Raw genomic sequence first — 16751 nt, forward strand, 5'->3', positions numbered from 1 at the left:
CTATGAAGATGACCAGGGCGGTCCTGGCCTGCCTGCTGTTGGCGGCCGGTGCGATGCAATCCGCGCGGGCCGGAAATTGCGCCACGGTCCCGGCCGAGCGCTATTTCGAATACCCCTGGATGTCGGTCGAGCGCTGGCACCAGATGCACGCCGACCAGGTTGCGCGCGCCACGCAGGGCGATGTCGACGTGATGTTCGTTGGCGATTCGCTCACGGAAATGTGGCCGAAAGCGCTGTGGGACAAGAATTTCGGGCATCTCAAGGCCGCCAATTTCGGCATAGGCGGTGATCATACCGGCAACGTGCTATGGCGGCTGCAGCATCCGGCCATCGCTGCCCTGAAGCCAAAGCTGGTGGTGCTGATGATCGGCGTGAACAATATCAACCTGTGCAGCGAAGGCGCGGAAGAGGTATTTGCCGGCATCCAGGCGGTGCTGGGGCAGTTGCGCAAGCAGTACCCGCAGGCGCGCATCCTGCTCAATGCCGTGCTGCCGGAAAGCACGCCGGAATCGGAAGAGCGCCTCCGCATCGGCGCGCTTAACCGCAAGGCCAGGGCGCTGGGTGACGGGAAGACGATCTTCTTCCGCGATTATGGCCGCCACTTCGTGGGTGAGGGCGGAGTGCTGTCGAGGCAGTTGCAGCCCGACCTCCTGCACTTCTCCGAACAGGGCTACCAGGTCCTGGCCGGTGCGATGCGGCCGGATATCGAGGCCCTCCTGAAGTGAGCCGGGCGGCAGGGCCCGGCCACTGCTTCAGCGGCCCGTGCCTTCCTCGACGATGGCCAGGTCCCATGGGCCAAGGTTGAGCGTATCGCCGGCTTTGACCGGGCGCGAAGACAACAGGTCGGTACCGGCCTGGTGCTGGTAGCTGAAGCTGGCCGCGGCGGCGGAATAATTGAAGAAGTAGCGCACCGTCTTGCCGTAGCCGTTGGTGCCGCTGCGGGTATGGACCTGCGGCGGCAGTTGCTGGTCGGGGCTGGACAGCCCTGCATCCTCCAGTGCCGACTTCAGCACTGCTTTTTGCAGCTTGTCCGTCAGGTAGGTTCCCTCATAGATAACCGTGCCCGCGCCGTACTGGTTCTGCGTGATGGCCGGCCAGCGGCCGAAGAAATGATGGTCGTAGTAGGCCAGGGCCCTGGCCGTATCGAGCTGCAGGAACTCGGCCCAGTACTGGACCTTGTTGTCGGCGCCGGCCTGGAATGGATCGCCTTTCAGCGCCAGGGGCTGCGCCAGGTTGGAAAACTCCTGGTAATGGAAGCCGAGGGCCTCGCGCAGCGGGCCGGGCGCCATGCTCCAGCGCACCGCGGCGTTTTCGTTGGCGAAGCCGCTCTTGAAGGTCATTACCACGCGGCCACCCTGGCGGATGTAGCCGGCGATACGCTTCAGCAGCGCGTCGTCGGCGACGTACAGCGCCGGCACGAGCAGCAGCTTGTATTGCGAGAAGTCCTGTACCTCCGGGAAAACGAAATCGGCGCCCACCTTCATGTCGTACAGGGCGCGGTGCATCTGCCGTACCAGTGAACCGTAATCGGCCTTGCTGCCGCCCGCGCCCCACTGGGCGTCCTTGGCAAATGGCATGTCGTTCAGGGCGTTCAGGGAATCGCGGCTCCACAGGATGGCGACGTCGTTGCGCAATTTCAGGTTGACCAGGCGCGGCCCGATCTTTTGCAGCTCGCGTCCGGTGCGGCTCATTTCGGCGTAAGCCCGGTTCGGCTCCATGTCGTGCGACAGCACGCCTTTCCAGTAGGTCTCCTGGTTGGCGTGGATCGACGACCAATGCCAGTACTCGACCATGTTCGAACCATTCGACAGGTGGGTGTATACGTCCTGCCGGAACTGGCCGTCATAGGGCGGATACTGGAACGAGGAACTCCAGTCCGTACTTTGCGCATTCGTTTCCGTTACCAGGAAGTTGTTGCGCTTGAGCGAACGTGTAAAGTCCGCCTGCAAGGTTTGCTCGGCCCCGTTGTAGTACTCGCGCTGGCCCCAGTGGTAGATGTTCACGGCCGGCATGTCGAGGGCGGCGGAAACAGCTTCCTCGTTCACGTCGCTGTGCATCGCGCCGGCAAAATCATGGGTCACGAACTGGCGCGGCGAAGCGTTTTCGCGCACCAGGTTCGCCTGCCAGTGCAGGAATCCGGTCACGCGCATCTGGCCCCAGCGCGACCATTCAAGCTTGTAGCCGGTGCTCTGGGCGGCATCGGGGCGCGGCAGGTCGAGCCACGAGTGGAGGTTCTGGCCCCAGTAGTTCAGGAACCAGGCCTTGCTGAGGTTTTCCGGCGTGCCGAATTTCTTTTCCAGGTGGTGCTGGAAGCGTACGAAGACATCGTCGTTGGCCGCGCCGTAGGTGCTGGTTTCGTTATCGACCTGCCAGCCGATGACGTTCGGGTTATCCTTGTAGCGGCTGACGATCTTGCGGATCAGGCGCTCGGCGTAAAAGCGGTAGGCTGCCGAGTCGGTATTCATGTTCTGGCGCATGCCGTACATGTTCTGGGCGCCGTTGAACTTGCGGGCCAGGATTTCGGGATTCTGCTTGGCCATCCAGGCCGGGATCGAGTAGGTCGGGGTGCCCATGATCACTTTAATGCCGGCCTTGCCCATGGCATCGATGACACGGTCCATCCAGGCGTACTCGAAACGGCCGTCCTCCGGTTCCCACAGGCTCCAGGTTGATTCGCCCAGGCGCACGACATTGAAGCCGGCAGCTTTCATCATCTGCACATCCTTCTCCAGCCGCTCGTATGGCATGTACTCATGGTAATAGGCGGCGCCATACAGGATGGTGGGCAGGGGTGCAACGGCCGGGGAGGGGGCCTGGGCGCAGGCAGCGCTGGCGAGACTGTATGCCAGTGCCGCCGAAAGGATCCTGTGTCGTAACATTGCGTCTTTTTCCTCAGGTTGAATTTCCAGTCATTCCATTGTGGCGGCTCCCCGCGGCCGGGCCAATGCTTTGGCCACAAGCTGCGCAATTTCATTTTGCCGGTTGGCGTTTTTTGCAATTGCGGCGTGCTGGCGCAGCTCACACAATGGTCCAAAACATGAAAGGAAGAGTAAATGAGACCCGTGCTGACAAGGACTGTGTTCGCCCTGGCGCTGAGTGCGGCGCCGTTCGCGCATGCGCAGAATTGCGGCAGCGGCGGCGGCGCCACTGTCTGCCTGAACGCCAGCGCCAGCGGCAGCGACGTGCGCCTGAACTGGAGCGTCAGCGGCGCCGTCAGCGGCCTGCAGGTTTATCGCGATACCGATAGCGACCCGAATGGCCGCAGCCGCATTGCCGCGCTGGGCAAGAGCGCGACCAGCTATACCGACAACAGCGCCGCAGCGGGGACTGTCTATTGGTACTGGATCAAGTTCAGCACCGGTGGCGGCAGCTTCAGCTCGGGTGCGGCGCATGCCGTGCGCGTCGGCGTGATGCGCAACCTGAGCAGCATGCAGTTGTCGGCGCAGATGGCGCCCGGCTGGAACCTGGGCAATTCGCTGGAAGCGACGGGCGGCACTTACGTCTGGGGCAGCAGCAACTTCAATGAAACGGGGTGGGGCAATCCCAGGGCGTCCCAGGCCCTGTTCCATGCCGTCAAGGCAGCCGGCTTCAAAAGCGTGCGCATTCCTGTCTCGTGGAAGCAGTACGCCGACGCAGATGACAACATCAGCCCGCAATGGATGGAGCGCGTGACCGAAGTTGTGAACTACGCGCACAGCGCAGGCCTGGTGGCGATGATCAATATCCACTGGGACGGGGGCTGGATGCAGCCGACTTATGCCCGGCAGTCCGCTGCCAATGCGCGCCTGGCCAAATTCTGGACCCAGATCGCCAACAACTTCAAGAACCATGACGACACGCTGCTCTTCGCTGGCACCAACGAGGTGATGGTCGACGGGAATTACCAGCCGCCGACCGCCGAATACTGCGACGTGCAGAAGGGCTTCAACCAGGCGTTCATCTCCGCTGTACGTGCTACCGGCGGCAATAACGCCAGCCGGCACCTGGTGGTGCAGGCCTTCAATACCAATATCAACCACGCCAACTCCTGCAACGCCGCCATGCCAGGCGACAGGGTCGCCAATCGCATGATGATGGAAGTGCATTATTACGACCCGTTCGACTTCGCGCTGGACGAGAAAAGCACATCCTGGAAGTGGGGCCAGGCTGCCAACCCGTCGGGCTGGGCCAACGAGGCCTATGCCGATAGCCAGTTCCAGATGATGAAAACCGGCTTTATCGACAAAGGCGTGCCTGTCTTGCTGGGCGAGTTCGGCGCGATCGTGCGCACCGAGTACGATCCCGCCGGCATCTACCGCAAGTCGTGGGACCAGTACATCACGCGTGCGGCGTTCACGCGCGGCATCGTGCCGATGTATTGGGATAACGGCTACACCGGCAATCACCAGATGGGCCTCTTCGACCGCGCGAGCGGTGCGCAAGCCTTCCCCGACGTGATCGGTAGCATCGTCAATGCGTCGAAATGATCCGATGACCCGATTGCCCGCACACTGGAACCGGTGCGCGCTGCGCGCCGGTGCCCCGGCACCGTTGTTGTAACCTGTAGTCTCCTCTACCTCTATTTCGGTAGTTTCCGGGGCGGCCGCGGCTGCCCCCTTTTTTGAGGAACCCATGAAATTGAAGAAAACGATCAGTCTCCTGTCGGCCGCTGTTGCCTTGTGCTGCGGACCTGCGCTGGCCGCATCGGATAGCAAGCCCTGGATGAATTCGAAACTGGGCGCGGCCGAGCGGGCCGACCTGGTGATCAGGGAAATGACCCTGGACGAAAAGCTGAAGCTGGTTTTCGGCTACTTCGGCATGGATAACGAGGGCAAGAAATACAAGCGCCCGCAAGAATCGTACAACCAGTCGGCAGGCTTTGTGTATGGCGTACCGCGCCTGGGCATCCCGAACCTGTGGCAGACCGACGCCGGAGTGGGCGTGGCAAGCCAGGGCGGGCCCCAGGTGCGCACGGCGACCGCGCTGCCATCGGGCCTGAATACCGCCGCCACCTGGGATCCGCAGACCGCCTTCGCAGGCGGCGCCATGATCGGTGCGGAGGCGCGCGGCTACGGCTTCAATGTGCTGCTGGCCGGCGGCGTCAACCTGATGCGGGACCCGCGCAATGGCCGTAATTTCGAATATGGCGGCGAGGACCCGCTGTTGGCCGGCAGGATGGTCGGCGCCCAGATCAAGGGCATCCAGTCGAGCCGCGTGGTGTCGACCCTGAAGCATTACGCACTGAACGACCAGGAAACCGGCCGCACCACGCTGAACGTGAAGATCGATGACCAGTCGGCCCGCATGTCGGACCTGCTGGCTTTGCAGATTGCCAAGGAAGAGGGCAATCCCGGCTCGGTCATGTGCTCCTACAACCGCGTCAACGGCGTGTACGCCTGCGAGAGCAGCTACTTGCTGAACGAGGTGCTGAAGAAGGACTGGGGCTTCAAGGGCTGGGTCATGTCGGACTGGGGCGCCACCCACAGCACCATCCCTGCCGCCAATGCCGGCCTGGACCAGCAATCGGGCATGCCGTTCGACCTCGCCGACTATTTCGGCGCGCCGCTGAAAGAGGCGGTGCTGAACGGCTGGGTGCCGCAGTCGCGCCTGGACGATATGGCGCGCCGCGTGCTGCACGCGATGTTCGAACATGGCGTGGTGGATCACCCGGTGGCGTCCGAACCGGGCAAGATCGACTTCAAGGCGAATGGCGCCGTTTCGCTGAAAGACGCGCAAGAAGGCATGGTGCTGCTGAAAAACCAGGCAGGATTGCTGCCGCTGGCGAAGTCGCTGCGGCGCATCGCCGTGATCGGCGGCCATGCCGACAAGGGCGTGCTGGCCGGCGGCGGCTCTTCGCTGGTGTACCCGGCCGGCGGCAATGCGGTGCCGGGCCTGGAACCGAAGACCTGGCCGGGACCGATCATGTATTACCCGTCCTCGCCGCTGAAGGCGATCCAGCAGCGCGTACCGGCGGCCCAGGTGTCGTTCAATGACGGCAGCGACAAGGCTGCCGCGGCAAAACTGGCGCAGGAGAGCGATGTGGTGCTGGTTTTCGCCACGCAATGGACCGGCGAGGCGTTCGACATGCCCAGCCTGTCGCTGCCCGGCGCGCAGGACGAACTGATCGCGGCGGTGAGCACGGCTAATCCGAAGACCGTGGTGGTGCTGGAAACCGGCGGCCCGGTAAGCATGCCATGGCTGGCGAAAGTGCCTGCCGTGCTGGAGGCCTGGTACCCGGGCACCAGCGGCGGCGAGGCGATTGCCAGCGTGCTGTTTGGCGAGGTCAACCCGTCAGGCCACCTGCCTGCCACGTTCCCGGCGTCGGAAGCGCAGTTGCCGCGTCCCGTACTGGACGGCTATCCGGAAGTGGCGGACAAGCGTTTCGATGTCGAATACCGCGAAGGAGCGGCAGTCGGCTACAAATGGTTCGACCTGAAAGGGCTGAAGCCGCTGTTCCCGTTCGGCCACGGCCTGTCGTACTCCGAATTCGGTTTCTCAGGCTTGTCCGCCAGTGTGAAAAACGGTGCGCTGCAGGCGACGTTCACGGTGAAGAACACCGGCAAAGTGGCAGGCAAGGAGGTGGCCCAGGTCTATGTGGCGCCGCTCAATGCCAAGTGGGAAGCGCCGAAGCGGCTGGCCGGGTTCCAGAAGCTGGCGCTGCAGCCGGGGGCCGAAGGCAAAGCCACGGTCACGGTCGATCCGCGCCTGTTGGCGATGTACGATTCCGCCAGCAAGACCTGGAACATCGCCAAGGGGGACTATCAAGTCACCCTGGCGGCCGATGCCGCGGGCGGGAAGGCCGTCAGCACGGTGGTTCACCTGGAAGCTGCCAGCTATGATGTGAACGGCAAGCCGTTGCGCCGCTGACGATGATACTGGAGGGGGCACGATTGGCGCCCCTTTCACTCGTTGAACTGTTATGATGCAATAAGCAAGCCCGGCAAGAGGCTTCGCATACGGAGACAGTTCAACCATCTGTAATGATGCAAAAATTCTACAAGCAGGCCTTGCTGGCACTGATCGGCCTGGTGATCGCGGATGCATTGCTGGCGTTCTTCCTGATCTACCAAAGTTATTTGTCCGTCCCCCTGCTGGCGGCGCAGGGAGCCGGGGCGGGCTGGCAATACATGACCAACACCGACCAGGTCATGGGCGGCACGTCAAGCGCCCGGATACCGGACCCGCAGCGCGCGCAACTGCGCTTCGACTTCAAGCTGACCAATGCCGGGCAATACCCGTTTGCCTCGGCCGGAATGATCTTGCGCGATGCCAGGGGGGAGGTGGCCCAGGCCAACTGGGCCAGGTATAGCGAGATTTCCTTCCTTGCCAAGTGCGCGCCGTCCAATTCGATGATCTTTGGCATATCGACTTTCGACGACAATATTTCCAAAGCCGGCGATTTCATCACCTACCGCTCCCCCGGCACTTATTTTTCCTGCAACGCGCGCGGGGTCCCGGTCTCGCTGGACCTGTCGCGCCTCACCATTCCCGACTGGTGGTTCTATTCGGTCAAGCTGGACTTGTCGCACCAGGGTTATGAATTGAACAAGGTGTCGAAGCTCATGTTCGGGACCAGCAGCCAAAGCCCGATGCACGTCGATTCCTACCTGGATATCAGTGAACTGACCCTGCATGGCCGCGACTACCGCTATATCGCCGCCCTGGTGGCGAGCGTGCTGGCGAGCTGGCTGGCGTTTGCCCTGTGGTTCTTCCGCGCCCACGCGCAGGCCCTGACTTCCAGCCTTGACTCCAAGATGAAGGAAGACCTGCCGCTGGTCGCTTATCGCGAATTAACCCTGGAACCATATAAGGATAAAGAAAAAGCCAGCGTGCTGCGATATATCGCCACCAATTACACCAATCCGGATCTGGACCTGGAATGCGTGGTTTCGGCCACCGGGACCAATCGCAATAAAGTCAATGAGGTTTTAAAAACCGAGTTGGGGATGACATTTACCAGTTACCTCAATAAATTACGCCTGACGCAGGCGGCCAGGTTATTGTCGGAAAAAAGCACGGCGACGGTTTCGGAAATCGCCTATTCGGTGGGCTACTCCAACGTCTCCTATTTCAATAAATTGTTCAAGGAAGAATACGGCTGCACGCCGAAATCTTTCCGCCTGCTGGCCAGCCAGCAGGCTCCGGTAAATCCCCCCTCCCAGGCAGAAAACCAGCCTTCCCAGGGCGCAGAAACCGCCTGAGCGGCTTGCACTCCCTGCACAACTAATCGCATTTCTTGCACATTGATAGAAATTCCTCCACGGGCGCTACCGTGCAGGGAGGCCCCGTTGCTATGCTTGGTCCATGGCTTGGCGCTTGCTGCCAGCCATTAATTGCCGTCAGCGGCGACCTTTCTTTTTGAATGCGAAGACCGGGGGTGCCTGTCGGCCCACCCCGGCTTATTGGAGACATCATGGAAAAGAATCTTTTCGGTATCAGTGCCGGCAAAGTGCAATTGCCCGGCCAGCCAATGCAAACAGGCGCGGTACGCCGAAAGCGTGCTGCGGCGGAAAAATCCGCCGCTTAGCATTCATTTGAACCTGTTTTGCGATTGGCGATTATGAATACTTCGAAAGCACACCGTATTGCCCTGCTTTTTAATGCAAACAAGAGTTTCGACCGTGAAGTTATTTCCGGGATTGCCGCTTATCTTGGCAGCACCCGCGCGGCATGGGATTTATTCCTGGAAGAGGATTTCCGCCTGCGCCTGGCCGGTATCGAAGACTGGCAGGGTGACGGCATTATTGCCGACTTCGATGATCCAACCGTAGCCGCGGCCCTGGGCCGCTGCAGCGTGCCGGTGGTGGCGGTCGGCGGCTCGTACGTCGACGAAGCGGACTACCCGCGCGGCGTGCCCTATGTGGCTACCGACAATTTCAAGCTGATCAAGCTGGCCCGCGACCACCTGATCGACGTCGGCCTGCACCGCTTTGCCATGTTCAGCCTGCCCAAGGCCCGGGATAACCGCTGGGCCCAGGAGCGCGAAAATGCCTTCCGCGCCCTGATGGAAGCGGACAAGATGGATGCTGAGATTTTCCGCGGCTGCGAAACCAGTGCTTCCGCCTGGGACGAATCGGTGGAAGGGCAGATTGCCTGGCTGCGCAGCCTGCCCAAGCCGGTCGGCATCATCGGCGTGACCGATGCGCGCGCCCGCCAATTGCTGCAGGCCTGCGTCATCGCCGGCATCGCCGTGCCGGAACAGGTGGCATTGATCGGCATCGACAATGACCCGCTGGTGCGCATGCTGACCCGCATTCCGCTCAGTTCCGTGATCCAGGGCGCGCAGGAAATGGGACGTACCGCGGCCCACTTGCTGGACCAGATGCTGCATGGCGTGCGCCTGTCGAATACGCGCATCCTGATGCCGCCGGCCGGGATCAATGTGTTCGCGTCGAGCCAGCACCAGGCGGTGCGCCATCCGCACGTGGCAAGGGCGCGTCATTTCATCCGCCAGTATGCCTGCCAGGGCATCAAGACGCACCAGGTGGCGGAATACGTTGGCGTGTCGCGTTCTTCGCTGGAAGCCTATTTCCGCCAGGAGCTTGGCTGCAGCGTGCACGACGTGATCCTGCAGTTCAAGCTCGATGCCGCCAAGGCCGGCCTGGAATGCGTTGAACGCAGCATTGCCGACGTGGCGCTCGGCTGCGGATTTACCTCGACCCAATACATGCACCTGGTGTTCAAGCGCGAGCTGGGATGTACGCCGCGGGCCTACCGTGACAGGGCGCTGGCGCTCGAGACGCAGTGAAGCAAGGGCCTGAGGGCCCTGTTTCTTTTGATGGGGCAGGTATCGTACCGGCGAACTGCCGATCAGGGGCAGCGTGGCCGGAAAGTGCGCGCGGCGGCAACTGGTGCCGCCAGCGCGCTTGTCGCCGCCGGGCCGCCGTGGCACAGCTTCCAGAATCCCTGTTTTCCGCCCGCGTTCGCCGGGCCGGCGGGTGTTCAATAGTGAAAGAAGACATGAGATCAAAGAGAATTTTCCTTGCCGCCGCAGTGTGCTGCGGCACTGCCGCGCTTGGCCCGGTCGCGGCGAACCCGGCATCCACCGGCCTGCCCTGGATGGACGCCCGGCTGGCGCCTGGAGAGCGGGCCGGAATGGTGGTCCAGGCCATGACCCTGGATGAAAAACTCAAGCTGGTGTACGGCTACCTGGGTGCCGACCTGGAGTGGAAAAACTCGAAACGCCCGGCCGAATCCCGGCTGCAGTCGGCCGGTTTTATTCATGGCGTGGCGCGCCTGGGCATTCCGCATTTGTGGGAAACCGACGCCGGCCTGGGCGTAGCCAGCCAGGCCGGTCCGGATGTGCGCCCCGGCACGGCACTGCCTTCGGGCATGAATACGACTGCCACCTGGAACCCCGGGCTGGCCTACGGCGGCGGCGCCATGATCGGCGCCGAAGCGCGTGCCTTTGGCTTCAACGTGATGCTGGCTGGCGGCGTGAACCTGGTGCGGGAACCGCGCAATGGCCGCAACTTCGAATATGGCGGCGAAGACCCGCTGCTGGCCGGGAAGATGGTCGGCGCGCAGATCCGCGGCATCCAGTCGAACCGCGTGATCTCCACCCTCAAGCATTTTGCGCTGAATGACCAGGAATCCGGGCGCACCACGCTGAACGCCAGGATCGGCGACCAGGCGGCGCGCATGTCGGACTTGCTGGCGCTGCAGATTGCCATGGAAGAGGGGAATCCGGGGGCCGTCATGTGCTCCTACAACCGCGTCAACGGCGTGCATGCCTGCGAGAGCAGCTACCTGCTGACCGAAGTGTTGAAGCAGGACTGGGGCTTCAGGGGCTGGGTGATGTCGGATTGGGGCGCGGTGCACAGTACCGTCCCGGCCGCCAATGCGGGGCTGGACCAGCAATCGGGCATGCCGTTCGACCTGGCCGACTATTTCGGCCCGCCGCTGAAAGAAGCCGTGCTCAATGGCTGGGTGCTGCCGGCGCGCCTGGATGACATGGCACGCCGCGTGCTGCACGCGATGTTCGAACAGGGTGCGGTGGACCACCCGGTCAAGCCGGCGCCTGAAAGCTTCGACCGCAAGGCGCATGCCGCCGTCTCGCTGGCCGATGCGCAGGAAGGCATGGTGCTGCTGAAGAACAGTGCCGGCGCGCTGCCGCTGAAAAAGACCGCGAAGCGCATTGCCGTGATCGGCGGGCATGCCGACAAGGGTGTGCTGGCAGGCGGCGGTTCTTCACTGGTGACGGCGGAAGGCGGCAACGCGGTAGCGGGACTGGAACCGAAAAGCTGGCCGGGTCCGGTCATGTACTACCCGTCCTCGCCGCTGAAAGCGATACGGAAGCGCGTGCCGTCGGCCGCGGTGTCGTACCACGATGGCGTGGACCTGGCCGGCGCCGCCAGGCTGGCGCGCAGCAGCGATGTGGTGCTGGTGTTTGCCAACCAATGGACCGCCGAAGCGCTCGATGTGCCAAGCTTGTCGCTGCCAAACAGGCAGGACGACCTGATTGCCGCGGTGGCCGCAGCCAACCCGAATACCGTGGTGGTCCTGCAAACCGGCGGGCCGGTCACGATGCCGTGGCTGGCGCATGTTCCGGCCGTGCTGGAAGCCTGGTACCCGGGCAGCAATGGCGGCGAGGCTATCGCCGCTGTGCTGTTTGGCGAAGCCAACCCGTCCGGGCACCTGCCGGTCACCTTCCCAGCCTCGGAAGCGCAACTGCCGCGCCCGGTGCTTGACGGGTATCCCGAAGTGAAGGATCTCCGTTTCGACGTCGATTACCATGAGGGCGCGGCGGTAGGCTACAAGTGGTTCGACCTGAGAGGGGAAAAACCGCTGTTCCCGTTCGGCCATGGCCTGTCGTATTCAGAATTCGCGCTGTCCGGCCTGGCTGCGCGCGTCAAGGACGGCGCGCTGGACGTTTCGTTTGCGGTGAAAAACGTCGGCAAGGTCGCAGGCAAGGAAGTCGCGCAGGTTTACGTGGCCCCGCTTGGCGTGCGCTGGGAAGCGCCGAAGCGCCTGGCAGGTTTCCAAAAAGTCGACCTGAAGCCGGGAGCCAGCGCAAATGCGGCGGTCACGGTCGATCCTCGCCTGCTGGCGATGTATGATTCGGCGTCGAAAACCTGGCAGGTGGCCGCCGGCGATTACAAGGTGATCCTTGCCGCCGACGCCGCCGGCAGCAAGGCACTGAGCCAGGTTGTGCACCTGGAGGCCGCCACCTACGACGTGCGTGGCAAGCGTTTGCGCTAAGCTTTGTTCACAGTGCAGCGCCCGCCATGCGGCGGGCGGTCTGTTTGTGATCGGCTGTCCTCAGTTGGAGTAGAGCAGGCCGCGGCCGGTGCCTGACACGTAGATCCGGCCGTAGGTGTTGTGGTCGGCCGCCATCACGCCAATGCCGCCAAACTGGTGGGCATCGTCGTTGAAGCGGGTCCAGCTCACGCCCGCGTCGTCCGAGCGGTGCACGCCCCAGACGCCGTTGATCGTCCCCACCACATAGATCGCGGCCGAGTACTTGGCGCCGCTGGCCGCCTTGCCCAGCGCGATCAGGCTCGCGCCCTGCGTGCCGGCACCCGCCGCGAAGGTATTCAGCTTGGTCCAGTTCGCGCCCGAATCGACCGAGTGGTAGACGGTATTGCCGTCGGCCAGCCAGAGGTCGCCTTCGGCGTTGGGGTTGACTGCCATCGAGGTGGTCCAGAAGGCGCTTGGCGCGAGGCTGGCCGTCACCGAGCCCTGGCTCAGGCTGAAACTGTGGCCGCCATCGGTCGAGACATAGAACTTGCCTGGGGTGCCCCACGTTGCCCCGCCCGAATCATAGGCATACACCTTGTTCGGATTTTTGCGGTCCGCCGCCAGGTGATAGCCGCGATCCCAGTTCTGTCCGACCACAGGAAGCGCCGGCAGGTTGGTCGCAGTCCAGCTCGCGCCGCTATTGGTGCTGTAGGACGGCACCGAGTTGGCAGGCGCCCAGACGATGTTGTTGCGCGACGGGACTACCAGGCTGGCCGCGGAGCCAATGTTGGCCTGGGCTCCGGCGGGCAGGGTGGCGAAATCGGCCCAGGTCTTGCCGCCGTCGCCGGACCAGAAGCCGAAGCCGCCTGCGCCGGACCAGTTGGCCACGCCGGCACCGGCGATATACAGCGGGTCGGCCCACGCCATGTCGGCGGTGTTGCCGTTGCTCCAGTTGGCGTTGGGGGCCAAGGTCGGCTTGCTGGCGACGTCGGTCTGGAGCCAGGTGCCGATGTCGCCGGCACTGTTGATGAACTTGTATGGCGCAGCGGCCGGCGGCGTGACGATGGCCTGGGTCGCGGTTTCCTCGATATTGCTGATGGCGCCAAGCCAGGTCGGCGTCGCCGAGGAAGCATTGCGGGTCTCGATGATGCCGCCGCCGTGCACGTGCAGGATGTGGTCGCGGTTGGACGGATCGATTTCGACGTCGTCGACCCAGCCCGAGGCGCTTTCGCCCGGCATGGCGGCTTCGATTTCGCGCCAGGTCGCGCCGGCATTGTCGGACAGTTGTACGATCTGCTGGCCGTTCCAGTTGCCCCAGGAGTTGGTCACGCCCAGTGCGATGCGGGTGGTGGCGCCGCTGCCGTGGACCGAGACGCCGCCCAGGCCGAAGTTGGTGCCGCCCGCCGGGTCTACGCTCTTGAGCAAGGTCCAGCTGCTGCCGTCGAATTTGTAGAGGCGGCCGGGACCGCCGGCGCCGGGCCCGGCATCCTTGGTGAACACGACATAGAACATGCCGTCTGCGGCCCGCACCATGTGCGGGATGTGGTAGCCCGATACCGGGGTCGCGACCGGGCTCCAGCTTGTGCCGCCATCGGTGGATTTGTACATGCTCGAGCCCAGTCCGGCTGCGCCGGCATAGTCCGGGGCCACGGCCGTGTAGATGGTCTGGGTGGCCGTGCCGCTGCCCTTGGTGCCGGTGTCGTATACCACCAGCTCGACGCCCATGGCGCTGCCGCCGACGGCATTGACCTGGTCCTGGGTCATCTTGAGCGAAGACAGTGCCGTGACCTGGGACCAGGTCTTGCCGGAGTCGGTGCTCTTCCACAGGCCGGCCGTGCGCGAGCCGAAGAACAGGGTAGAAGGCTTGTTCGGGTCGACCATCAGGCGTTCGCCGATGGCGCGGCCGGAGTTGTTGCCGCCCAGCGGGAAGGGCAGGTCGACGTGGGTCCAATGGTCGCCGCGGTCGCTGGAGATGTACAGGCGGCCGTTGCCCTCGAAAGTGTACATGCCGGTCGCCATGTAGACCAGCTGGTCGTTATTCGGATCGACCGCGATGCTTTCGATGCCGTGGTATTTGCTCTCGGCTGCGCCGAAGCCCAGGCCGTCGGTGATCGGCGTCCACGAGGACGTCGCCTGGTTCCAGCGGTAGGCGCCGCCGATGTCGGTGCGCGCGTACAGCAGGTTGGCGGTGCTCGGATGGAATACCAGGCCGCTGACGTAGCCGCCGCCGCCCCATTTCACGCTGTTCCAGGTGGTTGCTTTGGTGGTGGGCGTGGCGCTGCCGGCCGGATCCGGGGTGCTGCCGGCAGGATCCGGTGCGCTGCTGCCGCCCGGGGCCGGCGTGCTGCCGGCGCTGCCTGGGGCTGGTGCGCTGGTGTTGCCTGGGGTGGTCCCGCTGCCTGTGCCGTCGGAGCCGCCGCCACAGCCCGCGGCGAGGCTGGCTGCGATCGCAAGGACGATCGCCCGCATTTTGTAGTTATTCATGCTATCCCTTCCAAAGAGTGAAAATTGCCGCTAACGCGCCATGCATTGTGCAAGCCGGTAGGTGCGCTGGCAATTCTCAAGAACGCCAAACTGGTGAATGAAATTGCGTAATGGCCGGCACAATGAAAAAGGGCCTTGCGGCCCTTTTATGCAGCTGCAGTTCGGCTTGCGGTTACCAGAGCGAACCGTAAATCGCAGCCAGCGCCACGCCGATGATGGCCGAGCCGACGGTAAAGGCGCCGTCAACCCGGAACATCGAGCTGTCGACGTGCAGGTGCTTGATGACGCCGTCGCGCCTGGCTTCGGCCAGCTTGCTGAGCAGGACCATGCCGGCGATCACGAACCAGAACACGATGAACATGCGGTCCAGGAAAGGAATCTCGGCAACGCCGGCCTCGGTGACTTTGGCGAAACCGATCGGCAGCAGGAAGGACAGGTCCATCATGGTCGGCAGGAACTTCAGCAGGATGGAGCCGGCCAGGCCGCCGACCGTGGCGAACATGGCTGCGCCCTGCGTGGTCTTTTTCCAGAAGAAGCCCATCAGGAACATGGCCAGGATGCCAGGCGAGACAAAGCCGGTGTATTCCTGGATGTACTGGAAGCCGCCTTTCTTGTCGATGCCCAGCATTGGCGCGATCAGCACGGCCAGCGCCATCGACACCACCACGCTGACACGGCCAATCCACACCATGCGCTGCTCGGTGGCCTGTTTGTTGAAGTTCTTGTTGTAGATGTCGAGGGTGAAGATGGTGGCAATGCTATTCGCCTTGCCGGCCAGCGAGGCCACCACGGCAGCGGTCAGGGCGGCGAAGGCTACGCCCTTCAGGCCCGATGGCAGCAGGTTGAGCAGGACCGGGTAGGCGCGGTCGGGATTCAGCTCGCCGCCCTGGCGCATGGCATCGCCCAGTGCGCCGGATTTATCCAGGGCGTAGGCGGCAATGCCCGGCAGTACCACGATGACCGGCATCAGCAGCTTGAGGAAGGCGGCGAACAGCAGGCCTTTGCGCGCCGTCGGCAGGTCGGCGCCCAGGGCGCGCTGGGTGATGTACTGGTTGCAGCCCCAGTAGTTCAGGTTGACAATCCACATGCCGCCCAGCAGTACCGACAGGCCCGGCAGGTCCATGTAGTTCGGGTCTTCGCGTTTCAGCACCATGTCGAAGTGGCCGCGTGCCGCGCCGAACAGTTCGGACAGGCCATGCATCGCGCCATGCTTGCCGGCCAGGCCAGCCACCAGGTCAAGCGCCAGCCAGGTGGTGACCAGGCCGCCGACCACCAGGCAGGCCACCTGCACCACGTCGGTATAGCCGATCACCTTCATGCCGCCGAGGGTGATGATGGCTGCGAACACGGCCAGGAACAGCATGCAGGGCAGCAGGGCGATGCCTGACAGGCTGGAGATCGCCAGCGCGCCCAGGTACAGGATGGAGGTCAGGTTGACCACCACGTACAAGCCAAGCCAGAACAGGGCCATGGTGGTGGCAACCGCCTTGCCGTAGCGCTGTTCCAGGAACTGTGGCATGGTATAGATGCGGTTCTTCAGGTACACCGGCATGAAGAACACGGCCACGATGACCAGCGTGGCGGCCGCCATCAGTTCGTAGACGGCGATCGCCATGCCGATCTTGTAGCCCGAGCCGCTCATGCCGATGAACTGTTCGGCGGAGATGTTGGAGGCAATCAGCGAAGCACCGATGGCCCACCAGGTGAGCGAGCCTTCGGCCAGGAAGTAGTCGTGCGAAGCCTGGCCGGAACTGCTTTGCTTGCGGCGGTAGATCCAGATGCCGTAACCGGCCACGGCGATGAAGTAAATCAGGAAGACAATCAAGTCCAGGGTTGAAAAGGTACTCATGCGGTGCTCACAAAGTGGGGTTGTCTCTGGGCGGGAGCGCGTGGACTGTGCGCCGTCCCCCGTTTTTTCGAATCGATATCCGGAAATCGTAGGCGATAGCCGCCTCTCATTTCCAATAACACTTTTGCATGCAGCTATATCGGATTGCATATGGGTCGGAATTCTCATGCGGTTCCGCTCCGCTGCGCTGGCATTATTGCCCAATCCCGGCGCTTGCAGGCCACCCGGAACGACAGTTCGCCAGAATCGTTCCGGGCCT

9 protein-coding genes are annotated in these 16751 nt (G+C 63.2%); 6 read left to right on the forward strand and 3 right to left on the reverse strand.

Annotation, left to right across the window (positions count from 1 at the left end; genetic code table 11):
- The first annotated feature begins 2 nt into the window (after window positions 1–2).
- Complete coding sequence (locus ASE26_RS18410; RefSeq protein ID WP_057246702.1) at window positions 3–725, forward strand: GDSL-type esterase/lipase family protein; 723 nt, start codon at window positions 3–5, stop codon at window positions 723–725.
- Between the two features lie 27 nt (window positions 726–752).
- Here ASE26_RS18410 and ASE26_RS18415 read toward each other — a convergent pair whose 3' ends face one another.
- Window positions 753–2879: a beta-galactosidase gene (locus ASE26_RS18415; protein ID WP_055923869.1), complete on the reverse strand. Its 2127-nt coding sequence runs from the start codon at window positions 2877–2879 to the stop codon at window positions 753–755.
- Window positions 2880–3053: 174 nt separating this feature from the next.
- Between ASE26_RS18415 and ASE26_RS18420 the strand changes: the two genes are divergently transcribed.
- The 5 genes from ASE26_RS18420 to ASE26_RS18440 all read left to right on the forward strand — a co-directional run bounded on the left by ASE26_RS18420 (window position 3054) and on the right by ASE26_RS18440 (window position 12180).
- Entirely contained in the window at window positions 3054–4466 is a 1413-nt protein-coding gene (locus ASE26_RS18420) for a glycoside hydrolase family 5 protein (protein WP_055923866.1), read from the forward strand.
- A gap of 145 nt (window positions 4467–4611) precedes the next feature.
- A complete protein-coding gene (locus ASE26_RS18425) occupies window positions 4612–6846 on the forward strand; it encodes a glycoside hydrolase family 3 C-terminal domain-containing protein (RefSeq protein ID WP_055923864.1) in 2235 nt (744 codons plus the stop codon).
- Between the two features lie 113 nt (window positions 6847–6959).
- On the forward strand, window positions 6960–8180 hold the full coding sequence (locus tag ASE26_RS18430) for an AraC family transcriptional regulator (RefSeq protein ID WP_156397801.1): 1221 nt from the start codon (window positions 6960–6962) through the stop codon (window positions 8178–8180).
- Between the two features lie 359 nt (window positions 8181–8539).
- A complete protein-coding gene (locus ASE26_RS18435; protein WP_057246703.1) occupies window positions 8540–9727 on the forward strand; it encodes a DNA-binding transcriptional regulator in 1188 nt (395 codons plus the stop codon).
- A gap of 212 nt (window positions 9728–9939) precedes the next feature.
- Window positions 9940–12180, forward strand: coding sequence for a glycoside hydrolase family 3 C-terminal domain-containing protein (locus tag ASE26_RS18440; RefSeq protein ID WP_057246704.1), 2241 nt, complete (start codon window positions 9940–9942; stop codon window positions 12178–12180).
- A gap of 60 nt (window positions 12181–12240) precedes the next feature.
- Here ASE26_RS18440 and ASE26_RS18445 read toward each other — a convergent pair whose 3' ends face one another.
- Entirely contained in the window at window positions 12241–14643 is a 2403-nt protein-coding gene (locus ASE26_RS18445; RefSeq protein ID WP_057246705.1) for a hypothetical protein, read from the reverse strand.
- 172 nt (window positions 14644–14815) lie between these two features.
- Window positions 14816–16492 (reverse strand): sodium/solute symporter, encoded by a 1677-nt coding sequence (locus ASE26_RS18450; protein ID WP_055923852.1) that lies wholly within the window; start codon window positions 16490–16492, stop codon window positions 14816–14818.
- Window positions 16493–16751 lie beyond the last annotated feature (259 nt).

Source organism: Duganella sp. Root198D2 (assembly GCF_001428585.1).
Taxonomy (GTDB): domain Bacteria; phylum Pseudomonadota; class Gammaproteobacteria; order Burkholderiales; family Burkholderiaceae_D; genus Rugamonas.

Coding starts and splice junctions, on each gene's coding strand:
- ASE26_RS18410 (WP_057246702.1), top strand. CDS start 3: ATGAAGATGACCAGGGCGGTCCTGGCCTGCCTGCTGTTGGCGGCCGGT.
- ASE26_RS18415 (WP_055923869.1), bottom strand. CDS start 2,879: ATGTTACGACACAGGATCCTTTCGGCGGCACTGGCATACAGTCTCGCC.
- ASE26_RS18420 (WP_055923866.1), top strand. CDS start 3,054: ATGAGACCCGTGCTGACAAGGACTGTGTTCGCCCTGGCGCTGAGTGCG.
- ASE26_RS18425 (WP_055923864.1), top strand. CDS start 4,612: ATGAAATTGAAGAAAACGATCAGTCTCCTGTCGGCCGCTGTTGCCTTG.
- ASE26_RS18430 (WP_156397801.1), top strand. CDS start 6,960: ATGATGCAAAAATTCTACAAGCAGGCCTTGCTGGCACTGATCGGCCTG.
- ASE26_RS18435 (WP_057246703.1), top strand. CDS start 8,540: ATGAATACTTCGAAAGCACACCGTATTGCCCTGCTTTTTAATGCAAAC.
- ASE26_RS18440 (WP_057246704.1), top strand. CDS start 9,940: ATGAGATCAAAGAGAATTTTCCTTGCCGCCGCAGTGTGCTGCGGCACT.
- ASE26_RS18445 (WP_057246705.1), bottom strand. CDS start 14,643: ATGAATAACTACAAAATGCGGGCGATCGTCCTTGCGATCGCAGCCAGC.
- ASE26_RS18450 (WP_055923852.1), bottom strand. CDS start 16,492: ATGAGTACCTTTTCAACCCTGGACTTGATTGTCTTCCTGATTTACTTC.